This window comes from Anaerobiospirillum sp. NML120449, from assembly GCF_023051105.1.
In the GTDB taxonomy this organism is placed as follows: Bacteria; Pseudomonadota; Gammaproteobacteria; order Enterobacterales; family Succinivibrionaceae; genus Anaerobiospirillum.
In genome coordinates, this window is sequence record NZ_JALKIL010000005.1 from 138,567 (window position 1) to 157,923 (window position 19,357).

The following is a 19,357-nucleotide window of genomic DNA, read 5'->3' on the forward strand; positions in this document are numbered from 1 at the left end:
TGATAAAGATAGAGATATATCTTCTTTGTCACCTGCCTAACAGGCTAAGAGCGATAGTTGGACGCTGATTAGCCTGAGCAAGTACGCTTTGAGAAGCCTGCTGAATAATATTGTTCTGGGTAAGGGCTGCGGTCTCAGAGGCGAAGTCTGTGTCTCTTATGCGGCTGCGGGCATCAGACTGATTCTCGGAGATATTGGCCTGATTACGGATAGTACTTTCCATTCTGTTTTGTAAAGCACCAAGGCCTGCACGCTTGGAATCAACAGCCTGAATCAGCGCATCAATATTCTCGAGAGTCTTGGTTGCCACCTCGGCAGTACAAACACCAAAACGAACAACCTGAGTTGCACCAGCACCTGACTTTACCAGTCCCTTATCACCTGTAGCATTTATGTTAGCATCCTGGATTCCGGCCAGTTTACCAATGCCACTTAAGGTGAACTCGTTGCCCCAGTCAAGCTGCAGGGTATTGCCCGCATTGGCGCCTACCTGGAAGGTAAGCTTGCCATCAGCTGGAATGAGGCTGTTTTTATTGTTCTGAGCATCGTACTTGCCATTGAGAACCAGCTGACCAGCAAAGGTGGTCTGCTTGGCAATACGGGTGATTTCAGCTGACAGCTGGGTTACTTCTTCCTGGAGGGCCTTACGGTCAGCAGCAGAGTTGGTGCCGTTGGCTGACTGGACGGCCAGCACGCGGATGCGCTGGAGCATGTTGGTGGTCTCGTCCAGAGCACCTTCAATGGTCTGGGCAAGGGCAATACCGTCATTGGTGTTGCGGTTACCCTGGTTGAGGCCATTGATCTGGGAGGTCAGGCGATCGGAAATCTGGAGGCCGGCTGCGTCGTCCTTGGCTGAATTGATTCTCAGACCTGATGAGAGACGCTGATAGCTGGTATTCAGGTTCAGAGTGGCATTGCTGAGTTTGCGCTGGGCATTGATGGAACTGACGTTCGTATTAACATATAAAGCCATAATATACTCTCTAAATCATTTTACAGAATAAGGACAAGGGGTCTTATTCTTTCATTTCTCTTTCTTTCTTTCTTAATTTTCAGCGTTCAAAGCAGCTCCGCCATCCCAAAAGGATGACTTGCCCATAAAAGCAACAAGCCCCGGGCATAAAATGCCTGGAGCGTTGCAGTCTGATATCAAAATCAGAGAATCAGGGAATAAGCTTTAAAAGGCTAAAACAACAGGGATAGCCCTGTTATAAATGTTCATTAGCCTCCGAGCAGGCTCAGAGCGATAGTTGGTCGCTGATTGGCCTGGGCCAGCACAGTCTGAGAAGCCTGCTGGATAATATTGTTCTGAGTCAGAGCAGCGGTCTCAGAGGCGAAGTCTGTGTCTCTTATGCGGCTGCGGGCATCAGACTGATTCTCAGAGATATTAGCCTGGTTACGGATAGTGCTTTCCATTCTGTTTTGTAAAGCACCAAGACCGGCACGCTTGGAGTCTACTGCCTGGATAAGCTTGTCGATGTTCTCAAGTACATGAGTGGCACGTGAAGCTGTAGAGATGGTAAAGACAATGGTGTTCTTGCCTTGATCGTTCTTTACTGTTGTAAATCCGGTTGTTTTGTTTTGATTGGCTTTTTGAATGCCGGCCTGGTCGGCGATGCCGCTTAAGTTAAAGGCATCGTTCCAGTTAAGGTCCAGGGTGTTGCCTGCGTTGGCGCCTACCTGGAATGTGAGCTTGCCGTTGGCTGGAATGAGGCCCTGGCCGGCGCCATCAAGAATGGTCTGACCAGCAAAGGTGGTCTGTCGGGCAATACGGGTAATTTCCTGGGACAGCTGGGTTACCTCTTCCTGCAGAGCCTTACGGTCTGCAGCAGAGTTGGTGCCGTTGGCAGACTGTACAGCCAGCACACGGATACGCTGCAGCATGTTGGTGGTCTCGTCCAGAGCACCTTCAATGGTCTGGGCAAGGGCGATACCGTCATTGGTGTTACGGTTACCCTGGTTGAGGCCATTGATCTGTGAAGTCAGACGGTCGGAAATCTGGAGGCCGGCTGCGTCGTCCTTGGCAGAGTTGATTCTCAGGCCTGAAGAGAGGCGCTGATAGCTGGTATTAAGGCTTAAAGTGGCATTACTGAGCTTGCGCTGGGCATTGATGCTGCTGACATTCGTATTAACGTACAGGGCCATACTTATCTCCAAAATGGGATTTAAATCGGCCCTATGGGCCTGAAAATCTGGAAGTCATGCCCATGGGCCAATAAGCGCAAGGCATGGTTAAGTATAAGATTTATCAAATAAATGCAATTTATTTGCCAACATGCTCAAATATGTAGCTATAAACATCACCTTAGCGCCATGATTTCCCTTATTTACAGGCTTTACATCTTTCGAGCACTTACTTGAATCTTTAAGCCCATTCAATAATATCGATATCAATAAATGCAATTACTTACAATTACATACACTATGTATGTGATCCCTGTATGGTAATTACATTAAGACTGTCAGTTAGTCAGTTTGTTTGTCTTCCTTGCCACATTTTGCATAGCCCCTCATATGCCACTGAAGCGTGCCCAATAAATTTACGCTGATGCCCGGTATGACTCCTGCCGATCAGAGCACGCATTGAGTTGTGTTGTGTTGAATTGAATTGAATTGCACTTCATTGCTTGTCCAATAGAGCTCTTTACGGGCATGGAGTATAGCCACGGATATGGTGCCACGTTTGAAATTTGCGAACTCTATGGGCGCAGCAAGGCCTCAGAAGCAGCTGTGCGGCTCCCGATAACCTTGATGATTAAATTTGAATTTCAGCCTTGTGACCAGTGGCAGCCGAAGAATGCGCGGCATCCCATCTACAGGGCGGTCCTGGCGGCACCGTGGACCATGGAGTATGGACCATGGAGTATGGACCATGTCTCATGCCTCATGCTTCATGTGTCATGCCGCCTCATGCCCGATTACAGCATGACGTGGTGTAATGCTGTAATGGGGCGGCCAGGGAGCCTGGCTTTTTTGCAGCAGTGGTTGCGGACGACTGCTGCTGGTGAAGCTGGCAGCCGGGCGGCATGGACCGTCCGGCTGGGCATTAATAGTCGTAGCGGGCGTTGGCTTCGATTGCCAGGTCCTTGATGTTGTCCGAGGCTGTGTAGGAGACACCGGCTCCGGCTGCAAAGCGGCCATTACGTACGTTTACACCGGCTCTGATGCTGGCAGTGATGTCATCGGCAGCCTGGGTATCAAGTGAGGTAGTGAGGTTGTTAACTCCCTGCCACTTGACCTCGGTACCGGCAGACTTGTCACCGGCGTTGGCGGTGAGAGTGAGATCAACCGAAGGCTTGATATTCCAGGTGCCCTGCTTGATGTTGCGCGAAACGGTCACACCTACAGGTATGGATACCACATTCTGAGTTGCTCCAGTGGACGAGGCAATGGTAGAACCATTAATCTGCACATCGTGATCTGAGCTCTCAACACGAGTGTAGCGCAGACCGGCATGTGGAGTTACCTCAACATCACCCATCTTCATCTTATGACGGGCAGTGACGCCTAAAGACACGGCCTCACTGTCAACCGAGGCAGTTGCCTTACCAAGGGCCGTGTCAGTGGACAGATCGTTATCAGTCTTTGTGTAGGAGGCATCGGCCAGTACGGCTGTGTCACCACGGCTGTAACGGGCATAGGCTGCAAGGCCCATGTACTTGCTGTCGTTGCTTACACCAGATACCAGATCACTGGAGCTGACATCAGCTGTGCCTACACTGGCTGCACCACCAACTACGACATTTGGATGTACCTTGACATCGACTCCTGCGGCAAGACCATTGAGCTCTATGTCATTGCCATATGACTTGTCATCAGCACTCAGACCTGAGCCCTCAATCTTCTTGTAGGCAGGAGTGAGCCACACTGAACCACGAGTCTTTGCAGCTGAAGCAGTGACATTACGCTTGTCATTGATCCACGGAACTGCAGGACGTGCACTGGCTGCAGATGCGCTGTCTGCATCACCGTTATTCATACCGGCTCGAGCTGCCACGGCTCCGGTAAGCGCCTCAGAGGCAGCCAGAGTGACATTGTGGACACCACCCAGACCGGCCATACGGGCTACAGCCTCAGCATCACGACCTGAGTTGGTTGAGGTTATAACCTGATTGAGAAGAGGGTTATTGGCAGTGTGATACACACTGTAAGTACCATCGGCATTCTTAACCGGTACGTACTTGCCTGCAGTCAGGACATTACCCTTGTCATCAAGGAACTGCTGCTTGTCAGCATCGTAGCGTATACCAGGGGCAGCATCACCGTGGACAGGCGGACGTGACGGATTATTATCAAATCCGCCATAGGCTGCCAGGGTATCGCGTACCGGCTGAGAAACATCAGTAAAGCTCTTCTGGGCAACGGTTGGGTTGACAGTCAGAATGAGATCATCAACCTGACCAGGGCCAAGGCCATTTGGAGCCTCAAACAGACCATTTACCGACTCTACCTTGACTGGCTTACCGTTTTCGGTGATCAGATCAACTTTGCCATTTTCATCCTCAAAGAGGCGGACAGGGCCATTTGGATTGAAGGTGCTGCCGGCAATGAGGATTTTGGCGTCCTCACGGGCATAAATGCTGGCATCAGGCTTCTTGAAGGTAATGGCTGCAGTTTCCTTGTTGTTAACTGCACTGTTATTCATGGCCAGAGCCGAATTGCGGTCCAGATAAATATCATTTTCTGCAATCTTTGCCTTGTAGTCGGCATCTGCAGCCTGGTACTGCTCATAGCTGCGGCCGGCATCAACAATGATCTTGCTGCCGCTGCTCAGAGTAATCGGACGGGCCACATAGGCAATGGCTCCCACAGCACCACTGTTTCCGGCTCTGCCAGCAGAGTCCGGCCCCTGAGGGGCTGATGGGTCCTGAGGAGCTGACGGATCCTGAGGTGCGGAAGGACCGGTAACCACAGAAGGATCCTGAAGCGAACCGTTCTTGAAGTATGGAGCAAAGGCAGTTTCAATCTCCTTGACCATACCGTCAATATCTTTGGCCTCAGTGCCCATTGCTACTACGGAGTTCTTCAGAGCTACCACAGTACCATTGAGCTCGCCTGCGCTGTTAACAGCAGCAGCTGCCGCTGCGGCTGCTGCCAGCTTGGCCGGAGCTCCATGGGCAGCAGGACTGCCGCCCTGGCTGCCCTGACCGCCAGTGCCTGGCTGGCCAGGCTGACCAGGCTGTACAGGCTGGCCGCCGTTACCGCCCTGACCGGCGTTACCATCAGGTTTGCCGCCCTGACCACCACCGGCATCAGGCCCCGTTCCTGGTGCGGATGCTGCGCTGCCCAGTGTGTTCATGGCAATAATGGTGGCGGCCTCACCATAATCAGGATCGGCTATCAGAGTACCGCCGGCCAGATCAGCCTGACCAATGACCATACGGGCAGTGCCGCCCTTGCCATCTGAGCCCAGGCGAGCCTGAGCACCTGGGGCAAGATGGAGCTTGCCAGCTGTGGTATTGCCTTTGGCCAGATGGATATTGTTGCTGGCATCAAGTTCACCAAATTCATTGGTGCCTGAAAGCACAGTATCGCCGGCAAAGGAGGCCTTGCCTGTGATCTTGAGATCACCACTGTAAAGAGTTCGGGCAGCGCCTGCAGCTCCGCCTATGTCCAGGGCGGCAGCCTGAATTGATGCTGTTGGCTTGCCATCTGCTCCTGCTGTTGAAGTTCCGGTAAGGGTATTAGCCTGCAGGGTACCTGCTACATTGACATGGCCAGAGGCATCAAAGAAGTCAGCTTTCTGGACATCGCCCTTGACGTTGAGGCTGGATCCGGCAGCTATGGTTACCATAGAAGAGCCATTGATGTTCTTACCAACCTCAAGGCTGGCTCCCTTGTCTACAGTTACCTTGTTAACTGCATCAATACTGCCTGCTGAGGCCTTGCCGCCAGCTAAAGAAAGCTCAGTGCCGCTGCTGATGCTGCCTGATACCGTAAGGTCACTGTTCTGAGCAACCAGGGTATCAAAGCCGCTGATATCCTTACCCACAGTAGCAGCAGAGCCGTCAAGACCAATGGTATTAACCTTGTCTAATGATCCGGCTACGTTGACCTTGCTGCCATACAGAGCTGTAAGTGAGGAAGAGTTCTTAATATCTCCTCCAATTTCAGCTGCAGAGCTGCTGAAGGATACATTGGCATTGTTAACCATCGAGCCTTTAGTCTTAAGAGTACTGTTCTCAGCTATGGTTACACTGGTGGATCCTTTGATGTCACCGCCTATATCAGCCTTGGACTGACTCAGACCAAACTGTCTTACATTATCAAGGCCGCCATTGACTGTGGTCAGAGTGCTGCCATCAAACATGTTCAGTCTGTCAGTGTTGCTGATACCGCCATTGACTGTGATATCACTCTTCTGGCCGTTAACTGTGGTCACTGAATCGAGCTTCTTATCAAGCTTCAGTGTGGCATTGGCAGCTGTAAGAGTTTTAGTGCCGCTGATATTGCCCTTAACAGACATGGTACCGCTGGCAACTACGATATCCTTGACCTTCTCGAGATCACCGGTAACTGTCAGATCACCCTTTGGACCAACAGTCATACTGTCAACATTGGAAAGCTTGCCACCAACATCAGTTTTGGCAGAAACAACCAGCTTGTCGACGTTATCGATACCCTGAGCAAGTTCGGTCAGTGCACTGATAAAGACATTGCTGTTATCTCCACCCTGAATCTTGTTGATGGAAGTAACAGTACTGCTGTCGCCGCCAATAACCAGATTGGTCTTATCATCCCTGGTACCGGCTGTCAGGGTAATGTTGTTGAGCTTACCGCCATTGTTGAACTCGAAAGTAGCTCCTGAATCGAGCACAGCATCAGCAAGTGCATTGCCATTAGTGCGGTCAGATATAAAGTTGCCGCTGTTGGATGATGCCTTGTTCAGGGAGCCATTGCCCAGCAATACATTGTTGCCGTCAACAGCCATGGAACCTGCATGAGCCACCACTTTCTCACCGGCTTTGATATTAACCAGACGCGAGGCGGCCAGCTGATCATTTCTGACGCCCTCAAGGCCCAGATCGGCTATGAATACCTTAAGCTTCTGCCAGTCAACATCACCCTTGCCCAGAATGTCATCAAGTCCCTCAACCTTGGCTCCACCCAGGTCAATGGTACCGTCCTGAATCTTGTCAGGATTTTTGAAAAACTCCTGCTTGAGCTTCTCAAGATCAGCGCTGGTAATGGCAGTCTTGCTGTCAAAATTGAACTTGATAGTGGCGCCGTCATTTAGAGAGATGTTGTTGGTGTACTTGTTTTTAGGGTCAATCTCGCCGCCCTGCCAGCCATCAGGGTGCTCATTACCGTTATTACCATGGATCTCATGATTGAACTCAAGATCCCTGAGAGCCTCAGCTCCAAGCTCAAGCTTTGAATTGGCGCCATTGATATTGATGTCACCACCAGTGGTGGTAAAGCCATACTTGCTCAGATCATCCTGAGCAGTACCAGCAGGTGCCTTACCGGCAATCATGGTGCCTGAAACAGTGAGAGTACCTGAGGACATGGAGAAATTGTCCACAGTAAGCTCACCGGCAACAGCGCCAGTGCCACCGGCACCGCCAGCAGCGGTCACATCAACCTTGCCGCCGGTCATGGTCATATTGTTTACGGCAAGCTTGCCAGCAGAGGAGAACTGACCAGCGCTGACAGTAAGCTCTTTAGCTGAAGAGCTGCCACTTACCTTGACCTCGCCGCCATTGATGGTGACATTCTGAGCCTTAAGGCCCTTACCGGCCTCAACCTTGCCGCCGCCGACCTTGATATCAGCTGCGTTCATGGCACCGCTGACTTTAAGCTCACCGCCCATAATGGCAGAAGACCCTGCAATGGTCAGATCCTTGCCAATGCTGGCCTTACCGCCCAGAGCAGCCCAGGTACCCGACACATTGGCCGCCCCTGCAACATTCAGCACAGCACTGTTGCCCAGAGCAACATTGCCAGAGGCCAGCAGGTCACCCGAGGTACCGACAGTGCCGCCATCAAGGGTCACAGAACCGGTTTCAATATTGCCAGCGGCAGTAAGCTCACCACCATTGCCACGCAGTCCTTGGGCAGCGGCAATCTTGCCGCCAAAGGTGGCCTTACCGCCTTTGATAACAAAGTCTCTGGCAGTGCCGTCACCACTGACCTTAAGGTCCGCAGTACCGCCAATTTCAATATTGGCTTTTGCTGTAGCCTTGCCCTTTACCTCGGTGCTGCCGCCGTTAAAGGCAAGAGTGCCACCACTGATATCTTTTTCAACAGCTACGGTGCCACCGCTGACAGACAGGGTGCCGCTGGCATTGATGTTATTGCCTGCGTGTACCTTGCCATCCAGAACCTCCATATCATGAGCATTGATATCCTTACCGGCACTGATATGGTATGGGCCCTGGTGGCTGTCAAGGCCACTGTTAACCGTAAACTTGCCACCTACAGTGAGGTCATTGCCTGCGTTAATAACGCCCTTGGTTACCTCAGCACCACCGTTTAACTCAATATCGTTGTTGGCAGTTAAGGTTGTCCCACTTATAACGTTTGAATCAGAGCCTGCTGAAATGAAGTCATTTCCAGCAGCTATGGTTCCACCAGTGAGGTTTGCCTTCTGGGTTGTTATATCTGCAGTGCCTGCGATATTGCTGTTTCCTGAGACCAGCATCTCATCAAAGTTCATGTCGCCCTTTGAGTCAATGGTGCCTCCAGTCATGTTGAGCTTTTCAAAATCAAGTGCACCATGCTCAAACACGGTGATCTTTGATCCGTCTGCAAGAGAGACAGTATTAGCACTCAGTACAGGAGCGCCGCCACTGTATTGAGGCGCAGCAGTCTCTCCGGCGCCAAGAGCGGAGCCGACTTCAATCAGACCTTTGTTTGAGGCATCAATATTCTGGGCAGTCCAGTGACCATATTTGACCTTAAGAGCAGCCATCTGATCAGCTGAAAGACCGTTAAGTACGATATCTGTGGTCACGCCGCCTGTTTCTGAAGAAACAGTGCCCAGCTTGCCTGCAGCACCATCAGTTGTAAGCTGACCAAACTGGTCCTTCTCGCGCTCAGCAAAGCCAAGCTCAAGAGATGCAGCGGAGCCGTTATTGTTGCCAATAATGAGCTTATTTACTCCATTAGCTGAGCTGAGCTCTTCGCCAACCACCATGGTTCCGTTGGTTAAGGTGAAGTCTGTCTTTCCTGCAGTCTTGGAGTCCAGCTTCAAGTCAGTAGTGGACTTGAGGGTATTACCCTTACCAAGGTCAAGGCTGTCACCCTGCATATGGATATTGGTTGCAGCAATGGTATTGCCTGTTCCTGATAATCCTACAGTGTCGGTAGCCACAGCTGCAGCATTGGCAGCTGCCTGAATCTTGTCAACAGAAAGGCCCTGCTGCTTGCCATTTTCAAGCTTGCCCTGAAGGTTACCAGCAATCTCCATGGAGGCGTTGCCACCAAGGAATACAGCAGCACCTGAATTATTGCGAGTGCCATCAGTGTTGAGCAGCTCAGCAGCATTGTTAGCACTCAGCTTAAGGGAGCCGTTTTGGATGTCAAAGGTAGTTTGTTTATCAGTTTTTCCCTGAACGGTCAGAGTGCCACTGGTGAGATCGAGGCTGGAATGAGCCTGGTACTTTACAAAAGAGTTTGTATCCTTTGTAGCAATCTCCTGCTCGCCATTTCCGTGGATCTTGATGGTTGTGTTGTCAAGATTCCACAGTTGCATGCCACCATTGGCATGTAAAGAAGCATCTACGCCTTTGGTTGCATCAGCACCTGATGCGCCGCCAACATTAAGATCACCACCAGATAACTCAATCTTTCCCTGAGCTGTAATGTTGCCTGCAGCTACATGGATGCTGCCACCACTGTCAATCTTAACAGCAGTGTTGATTTTGCCATCTCCAGCAACCAGTGACTTGTTAAGGTCAGCTCCATACGGGTTTGTGTCCTGCATGGTAGACACAAACTCAATATTATTCTTGAGATTGAAATTTGTGTCTTTATGAGGGGTTAGCTCGAGGTTCTTTACAGTTGCTTTCTTGAAGCCATAGTCAATATTGGAAGAAGTGCCACTTTCCTGAAGCTGCAGAGTATCAGCTTTGAGATTAAGAGCATTCTTTGCACTCCACCCCTGTGTAGCCCCACTACCAGTTTTCAGAGCACGATCAACCTTAATCTTGTCAGCAGCAATGGTTCCTCCGTCTTGAACAGCAATCTGCCCCATTTGAAGCTTGTCATTGAAGCTGAAACGGTTAAGAGAGACGGCAGAGCCATCCATGGTTGACAGCTCAAGGACACCATCTTGTTTAATATCAATGCTGCCATTATGGTTGTTACTTCCACTTGGGGCATTTACAAACTGATTAACCTGATGCCAGTATGCTTTCAGCTTGCCATTATGCTCACTGTTCCCATCACCAATAGTAATAAGCGCATTCTGTACATGGCCATTAGTGATTTTTACGTCCTGACCGAGCTCAAGGGTGCCATTCTTAATATGAACTTGACTGGCCTTTGACTGGGAGGTAGAGCCGGCAATTTGAATCTCGCCTGATGAAATCTTCAGGTGAGAATCACTGCCTGGAAGAGTTTCCAGGGTTTTGTCAAAATCAAAAACAGCTGTGCTTTTATGATTGGCGGCGCCTACCTTTATGGTGACGTTGTTGAGCTCGCCAGTAGCCTTGATGGTACCGTTATTATTGAAGTCCTGAACACCAGGATTCTCGGCAAAAGAAATGGTTCCTCCATTAGAGGTGATTTTGCCCTGCAAAACAGCCTGTTCAGCAGTCTTACCATTCATGAGAATCATGCCGCCAGACTTGAGGTTGATCTGGGAGACTGCTGTAGTTCCTGAGGCTTCACGACCAAGTATGGCCTTTGAACCATTGTCATAAATACCGGCAACATGGACAATTGCGGTGCTATCGGCACCGTTGCCTGTACCGATAGTAATGTTTTCGGCTCCCAGCTGTGCATTAGCGTCCTGATGGAATCCTGCACGCAGACGAATCTCACCCTGCTGAACATCCACCTTGGCTATGTTCATTTTAAACTCGTAGTTGCCTGGAGGCTCGCCAATGGCCAGAACCGCGCCATTACCCTTAACGGTCAGGGAGCCATTGCCAGTAATGTCAGAACCTTCGGCAAAGGAGCGAATCTTATGAGGGTTGCCTTTTACGCTGCTGTTAACAGTAAGATTTCCCTGCCAGTCGAGCTTCTTGTATAGCTGAAGATCTTTTGCGCCAGATCCAGAGTCCAGGGTGTAGTCACCAGGGTTCTTCAGGTCGTCTATACTTCCTAAAGGAGTTGCCGCTTCTGCTGCTGATGAGTAGACGGACGCAAGGGCAGCTGTGCTGAGAATTGCGGTTGAAGCCAGACCCTTGAGATAGGCATCCCTTAAGACAGCACGGTACTGTGCTGACAGGAAAGTAATAGTGGAATTTGTTTGCTTCATATTTTGAAATCTCAACACTTATGGAGAGGGTAAATCCGGCGGCATCCGGTTCTTTACCGTGCTGCGACAGCGCCCAGGCTGGCGCAGGCCTTAATTGTCCAATGACCGGGCAGTCAGCTCAATGTCTGGCAGCTCCGGCTCTGATAAGAAGGTATTGTGACCACTGGCAGCAGGGCTATGGCCTGATATACGCGTGTGGCTCTGATATGCCATTCACGCCCTGTGACAGCAGCAGTCGCTCAATAGAGATGCTGCGCAGCATACTGACATATAGCCCAGCCAGCTGGCTGGTACGATAGCATCAGAGGGCAGCCTGTCTGGCACGATGGCATCAGAGGGCAGGCTGTTATGATGGCATCAGAGGGCAGTAAGTCATGCTTGCGTACGCTTAAAATAGCTGATTCAGGGGTGCTTGCCTGCACTGACAATTAAATTTGCAGACCACCTGATATAGTATTCGGAAAACTTGTCATAGTTATGCAAGTCACAGGCCCCAAAGCCTAATATTACCGGTAAATAAGCGTTTTATAAATACAACAATTTCGCTTTTGTGACAGTAGCACTGACCTGATTGCCGTCAATATATCACAGGGCACATAAACACATCTTTACATCTATATATTTAGATGTTAACAGGTAAAATAAAGCCAGGCACTGATACCATCTGCTGGCCTCGTGCCTGGCAAAATTGGCAGCAGGAGCAAGGTCCGCAGCATTGTGCTGCGGACCTTGCTCCAGAAGCCTGTATTAGTAGTCGTAACGGGCGTTGGCCTGAATAGCCAGATCCTTGATGTTCTCGGATGCAGTGTAGGACACAGAAGCGCCGGCGGCAAAGTTGCCGTTGCGCATGCTTACACCAGCCTTTACACCTGCAGTGACGTCATCAACAACCTGAGAGCTCAGAGGTGTAGACATGTTGCTTACACCAGTCCACTTGACCTTGGAGTTGTTATCCTTGTCACCGGCATAGGCAGTAACAGTGAGGTCAACAGAAGGCTTGATGCTCCAGGTACCCTGCTTGATGTTACGTGAGATGGTAACACCAACAGGTACAGAGACCAGGTTCTGAGTATCACTCTTAACACTGGCAACTGAAGTATTGTTGATAGACACCTCATGGTCATCAGTGCTGATGCGGGTGAAGCGGGCACCAACATGAGGAGTGATGTCATTACCACCAACTCTGATGTCATGACGTGCAGTCAGACCTGCGGAAATTACCTCGGTATCAACATTGGCAGTTGCCTTGCCCAGAGCTGTCTCGGCAGAGAGATCGTTATCAGTTCTGGTGTAGGTAGCATCAGCCAGAACAGTGGTAGTACCGTTGCTGATACGGGCATAGGCACCGGCACCAACATACTTGGTATCGTTCTCTACGCCTTCAACCATGCCGGTTGATGAGGTAGTTCCTGTACCTGCGGATACTACTGCACCCACCTCGGTATTCTGACCCAGACGTACGTCAATACCTGCTACCAGACCGTTGAGTTCAGCCTCGTTACCATAATCCCTGTCGTCAGCCTTAAGACCCTTGCTGTCCACCTTCTTATAGGTAGGAGTCATCCAGACTGAGCCACGGTTCTGGGCATTAGCAGCAGTGTAGAAATTACGCTTATCGTTCATCCAAGGTACGGCACGACGTGGCTGGCCTGCAATGTAGGTAGACAGATCGTTACCATCAAGACCGGCATGAGCGGCAATAGCCTCAACAGTGGTCTCATTGGCAGCAATGGCAGTCTTGGCTACGCCACCCAGATTGGCCATACGGGCCACAGCCTCAGCATCACGTCCACTGTTGGTTGCAGTGACAACATGGTTCAGCAGTGGGTTGCTGGCAGCATGGTAAACGCTGTAGGTACCGTCACCATTGTCTACAGAAACATACTTGCTGGCTGCAAGGATGTTACCCTCGCTGTCGCTGAACTGCTTCTTGTCCGGATTGTAGGTAACGCCTGGAGCAACTTCGCCACGCAGCTTTTCGCGCTCAGGGTTGCCATCAAAGCCACCGTAGACAGCCAGAGCCTCACGTACAGGAGATGAAATATCCTTATAGCTGGCTTCGGCTACCTGAGGACGAACCACCATGGTTACATCGCCAACCTTGCCAGGATTGAGGCCATCAGGAGCCTCAAAGAGGCCGTTTACAGACTCAACCTTTATGGTGGCATTGTTCTCAGTAGTGAGGTCAACAGAACCGTTCTGGTCCTCAAACAGACGTATCGGTCCATTTGGATTGATGGTGGTACCTGCGATGAGAACCTTGGCACCTTCCTGAGCGTAGATGCTGGCATCAGGCTTGTTGAAGGTGATGGCAGCATTGGCCTTGCTGTTAACAGCGCTGTTGTGCATGGCCAGAGCAGAACCCTTACCCATGTAAACGTCATTGCTGGCAACCTTGGACTTGTAATCGGCATCAGCAGACTGGTACTCAGAGTAGCTGCGGGAAGCATCAACAATAATCTTGCTGCCGTTCTGAACAGTTACTGGCTTGGCAACATAGGCGATGGCACCTACAGCCTCAGGAGAGCTTACCGGATCCTGAAGAGAACCGTTCTTGAAGTACGGAGCAAATGCAGTCTGGAGCTCCTTGAGAGCGCCATCGACATCGGAGGCCTCAGTACCCATTGCAACAACAGAGTTCTTCAGGGCAACCAGAGTACCATTGAGCTCACCGGCACTGCCGACAGCTGCAGCTGCAGCCAGCTTGGCAGGTGCGCCATGAGTGCCACCAGCAGAACCACCGGCATCAGCAGAACCGCCACCGGTACCCTCCTGAGGCTTTTCAGGGGTAACAGGGGTTGAGTTGCCAACGCTCTTCATGGCCACGATAGTGGTCTGCTCACCATAGCCAGGATCGGCAATGATGGTACCGCCTGCAAGGTCGGTATGACCGGTAACGATACGGGCAGTACCGTTTTTACCGTCAGAGCCGACACGGGCCTCAACCCCCTTGGCCAGCTTTAAGGATCCGGTAGTGTTATCACCCTTGGCAAGGTGAACATCACGGCCAAACTCAAGTGAGCCAAACTCGTTGTTACCGCTCAGTACAGTCTTGTTGATGAAAGCTGCATGTCCGGAAATCTTCATATTACCGGTGTAGTCAGTGGTATCGGTCACCTCAGGAGCGCCCACATGCAGGCTGGCAGCCTGGAGGGTTACACCTGAGTCACCATCGGCAGTGACAGCCTTACCGGTAAGGTTTCTGACACTGATATCGCCAATTACAGCAGTCTTACCGTCTACCTGCAGATTGCCGCCACTGAGGATATTGCCATCAACTTTCAGATCGCCCTGGCTCTTGAGATTTGCAACATTCTTGATATCACCAGTTACCTGCAGCTGAGCTCCCTTGGCAACATTGACATTGGTGCTCTCGTAGAGGTGCTGACCAACCTTGAGGCTGCCGCTGTTAACGTTAACAGCAGCAACCTTAGCAACATTGTTGCTGACAGTTACAGTGGAGCCTGAGTTGATGTTCAGAGTCTGGCCATTCTCGATGTTTTCACCGACGGTGGCAACAGCATTGGACAGATCAATCTTTGTGAACTGGTCAATGTGCTTGCCTACACTAACTGTAGTACCGGCTGCAGTAATATTGGCTACCTTGCTGATATTTTCAGCAACAGTAGTGGTAGCCTCAATCTGCATGTTAGTGTACTTGCCGCCCTCAACGTTCTTCATTTCAGTAAGCGCGGCATTATTACCTGTTACAGCCAGGATGGTCTCATCAGTTGAGCTGCCGTCCTTAAGGATTACATTACCGAGCTTACCGCCATTGATAAACTTAAATGCAGCTCCTGAATCAAGGGTAGCATTTGATACCACAGCATTATTTTTGGTATCAGAAATAAACATGCCCCCATTGCCTTCAGCATTGCTCAGGGAGCCGTTACCCAGCACAACGTGAGAGCCGTCTACAGCCATGGAGCCGGCGTGTACTACAACCTTTTCACCATCGCGAATATTGACTACCTTTGCATCAGCCAGTTTGTCATTCTTGAAACCGTCTAAACCCTGCTGAGACATGAATACTTTGAGTATCTGCCAGTCAGCGGTGCCATCTGGGCGAATTACCTTATCAAGCTCGGCTATTTGTGTATCGCCGATATCGAAAGTACCGTCAACAGGATCCTGAGGATTAGTCAGGAACTGTTCCTTAAGCTTCTTAAGATCTTCAGCAGTTATTGCACCGGTAGTGCCCAGATCAAGTTTGAGAGTACCGCCATTCTTGATGGTAATGTTATTAGTAATCTTGTTATCAGGATCAATAACAGAAGGAGTCCATCCTGGTGGATAGTCGTTTCCGTTATTTCCAGTGATGTCATAGTTAATCTTTATGTGACGCAGTGCCTCAGGACCGAGCTCCATCTGAGCTGTAGCACCCTGAATATCAATGGCACCACCAGTAGTGGTATATCCGTACTTTTCCTTATCAGTATCAGATGTTCCAAATGGAGCCTTACCTACCACCATTTTGCCGTTGAGGGTAAGCTTGCCTTCTGACATGCTAAAGTTGTCAATCTGAGACAGCTTGTCGTCAGTTCCTGGGCCAATAACAACGTTGGCGCCATCAAAAGAGGCGGCTCCGGCAACCATGGCCCCACTGACGTTTAAAGTGGTGCCTGAATTAAGTACTGCCTTACCGTTTACAGTCAGATCCTTATTGGCGGTAAGCTTGGAGGTGCCCTCAAGGGTCATGTCACCTACAAAACCGACATTACCACTGGCCTCAATACTGGTGTTTGTAATGGATCCGGATCCGGATGCTCTCAATGCACCACCAAGTTTGACTGTGGCGTCCTTGAATGCCATGTTGCCGCCGGCAAGTGAGTGAGTGCTATCTATGCTGCCGCCAGACATCTTCAGCTCACCAAGGCTTACATCGCCCTTAGCTGTAATGGTGCCGCTCTGAATTTCTGCGCTGGTAAAAGAAGCAGAACTCTGCTCGTGGACAACAATCTTGGAATTTGCGCCCAGTACAACCTTTCCGGCATTAAGTGCAGGCGTGCCGTTTCCATATTGAGGCAGCCCCAGATCGCCAGCACCAGACTCTGTACCGACTTCAATAAGAGCATTCTTTGAAGCATCAATGTTTTTGGCTGTCCACTGGCCATACTTAACCTTAAGAGCAGCTACTTTATCAGCAGAGAGACCATCAAGATTGATGTCCATTTCAACTGTTCCGGTGTCTGAAGAAGTGCTGCTAAACTGTCCTGCAAGACCTGCGTCTGTGAGCTGCCCGAACTCATCACGATCACGCTCGGCAAAGCCCAGCTCAACAGAGGATGATTCACCACCACTGTTGCTTACAAGTAATTGCTTTACATTATTAGCTGAGGTAATGCTCTTACCGGCTATTACTTTGCCACTTGTAATTGTGATATTACCGCCACTGGTCTTCTCGTCCACCTTGAGATCACCAGTAGCCTTAAGGGTATTACCGTTACCAAGGGAAATGCTTTTGCCTTCAAGGTAAATATTGTTAGCCTGGAGGGTATTGCCAGTGCCCGACATGCCTACACTGTCAGTCTTAACAGCACCAACTGCAGAAACATTACTGATGCGATCTGTTGAGATAGACTTGCCGCCACTGCCGTTGATATCTCCCTCAATTACCATTGAGGCATTTCCACCTAGGAATACGGCAGCACCCTGAGACAGTTTGCCTGAACGCTGACCATCAAGATTGAGCAGCTCACGTCCATTAGCGTCATTGAGCTTGAGGGAGCCTTCTCTTATATCAAAGGTTGATCTGTGTGAAACACCATCAACAGTAAGCTTGCCTTTGGTCAGGTCCATAGAGGCATGACCCTGGTATTTAAATGATGGCCTTACAACGCCATCACTGTTTTTACCAGCATCAATTTCCTGCTCGCCAGTTCCATAGATCTTGATACTTGTTGAGCTTTGACTGCTAAGATGCAGACCGCCCTCTGCAATAAGAGTGGCATCAACACCATCTGTTTCTGGAGATGACTGAGTGCCACCAACCTGCAGAGTTCCCTGAGCTACAGTTATTTCTCCGTTTGCAGTAATCTTTCCTGCACCTACAGTCAGACGGCTGCCGCTTTCCAGTTTTACCGCGCCATCAATCACACCTTCCTGCGCGGCATAATAGCCTTCAGCATCCGGGTCATACTTATTGTCGACATAATCGGTATTGATAATTTCAACCTTATTTTTGAGGTTGAAAACACCATCATCTCCTGAAGCTGTAAGCTGGAGATTCTTTGCTGTAGCCTGATTGAAGTTATAGTCGATATTGGCATCGCCACTTTCAGTCAGCTGAAGGGTATTCGCCTCCAGGTTGAGATTTTTACCAACACTGTTAGGTCCAGTATCACTGGATATAGCCTTTTCGAGGGAAATAGTATCAGCAGCAATAGTAGCGCCTTTCTCAACACTGATTTTTCCAGTCTGAGGTGTGGTAGCAAACTCAAGATCATCGAGCTTGAGAGATTCTTTTTGAGCCGAGAAGTCAAGAACACCATCGCCCTTAATTACAATAGTGCCCTTCTGACCACCGCCTTCACCGCCGCCATTAACGAAATCTGTTACCTGCTGTGTACTGGTCTTGAGTCTTGCTTCAATACTGGTATTGCCGTCACCAATAACAAAACGACCATTGTCACTGTCCTTGCTTACAAGCTTGGTATCAGGAGTAAGCTCCATGATGCCATTTCTAAGCTCAACTTTACCAGCATTAGCAGGGGAGGCATTACCATTAATTTCAATGGTTCCACCACCAATAGTCATATGGGCAGTTTCACCATTTGCTGCATCAAGGGCCTTATCAAAATCAAAAACTGCAGTACGGTTCTGTCCCACCTTGATGGTAGTGCCGTTTAGAGAGCCTGTAGCCTTGATTGTGCCGTTATTATTAAAATCTGCCTCATTATTGTGCTCGGCAAAAGAAATGATGCCGCCATTACCATTAATGGTTCCAAGAAGAACAGCATTCTCTGCCTTTTTGCCATTCATGATGATCATGCCGCCTTCATTGAGATGAATCTCTGAAGCCGACTTACCACCTGATGCGGCACGACCTAAAGTTGCTATAGCACCATTATTGCCCTGACTGGCGACATGAATAATAGCGGTTGGGCCAACAGATGCGTCACCACTGCTGTCGGCGCCGCCGCTGCTGGCTCGTGCAGCCTGACCACTGCCAATAGTGATGCTGTCTGCACTTAACTGGACATTGCCACCGCTATGAAAGCCAGAGCGCAGGCGCAGCTCACCCTGCTGAACACCAACAGAGCCTATGTCCATCTTGAACTCATAACCGGCATTAGGCTCACCAATAGCAATGATAGAACGATCACTACTTTCAAGAGATAGAGAGCCACCACCAGTAATCTGACCGGAAGGGCCATTAGACTTAATCGAGTGAACCCCTTGACCTGCAGCCGGACCAGCAGTAATGCTCAGATTTCCATTCCACTCAATCTGCTTGTCAACGTTAAACTGTTTTGGCGCCTTATCAGAGCTGAGAGTAAAATCGCCGCCATTCTTGAGCTCTTCAAGATTATTAAGCTCTGCAGCTTGAGTAGAGGTGGAATAAACAGAGGCGAGGGCGGCCGTGCTGAGAAGAGCAGTAGAAGCCAGACCCTTGAGATAGGCATCTTTCATAACAGCACGGTACTGTGCCGACAGAAAAGTAATTGTGGAATTTGTTTGCTTCATGTTGTTCTTCTTCTCGTAGCGCCAGCCGGCTGAGCAGAATAATCCTGCCTTGCTGTTAAGGCAGGTAGGACATGTGTCCAGGCCGGGGGCAAATAAGAAAGTGGTGCTCCATATTCAGGAGCCAGTTATTCTCTACTGCAGTACAGTTTGGGCATGGCCCTGCGTCTCTTTATGTTGCTGACCGTCTGCCAGGGAGGCCCATCAGCTTAAGATGTGACCTTAAAAGTTAAGACAACCAGTGAC

4 protein-coding genes are annotated in these 19,357 nt (G+C 50.0%); all 4 read right to left on the reverse strand.

Annotated elements, in window-relative coordinates; all coding sequences use genetic code 11:
* Positions 1 to 28: 28 nt before the first annotated feature.
* Positions 29 to 973 carry a flagellin gene (locus MXE41_RS02805; RefSeq protein WP_247099280.1) on the reverse strand — a complete coding sequence of 315 codons (945 nt, stop codon included), beginning with the start codon at positions 971 to 973 and terminating at the stop codon, positions 29 to 31.
* Between the two features lie 248 nt (positions 974 to 1,221).
* The gene (locus MXE41_RS02810; protein ID WP_247099281.1) at positions 1,222 to 2,145 is read right to left on the reverse strand and encodes a flagellin; all 924 of its coding nucleotides are present in this window, start codon (positions 2,143 to 2,145) and stop codon (positions 1,222 to 1,224) included.
* A gap of 901 nt (positions 2,146 to 3,046) precedes the next feature.
* Positions 3,047 to 11,428: an autotransporter domain-containing protein gene (locus tag MXE41_RS02815; protein WP_247099282.1), complete on the reverse strand. Its 8,382-nt coding sequence runs from the start codon at positions 11,426 to 11,428 to the stop codon at positions 3,047 to 3,049.
* A gap of 747 nt (positions 11,429 to 12,175) precedes the next feature.
* Entirely contained in the window at positions 12,176 to 19,114 is a 6,939-nt protein-coding gene (locus tag MXE41_RS02820) for an autotransporter outer membrane beta-barrel domain-containing protein (RefSeq protein WP_247099283.1), read from the reverse strand.
* Positions 19,115 to 19,357 lie beyond the last annotated feature (243 nt).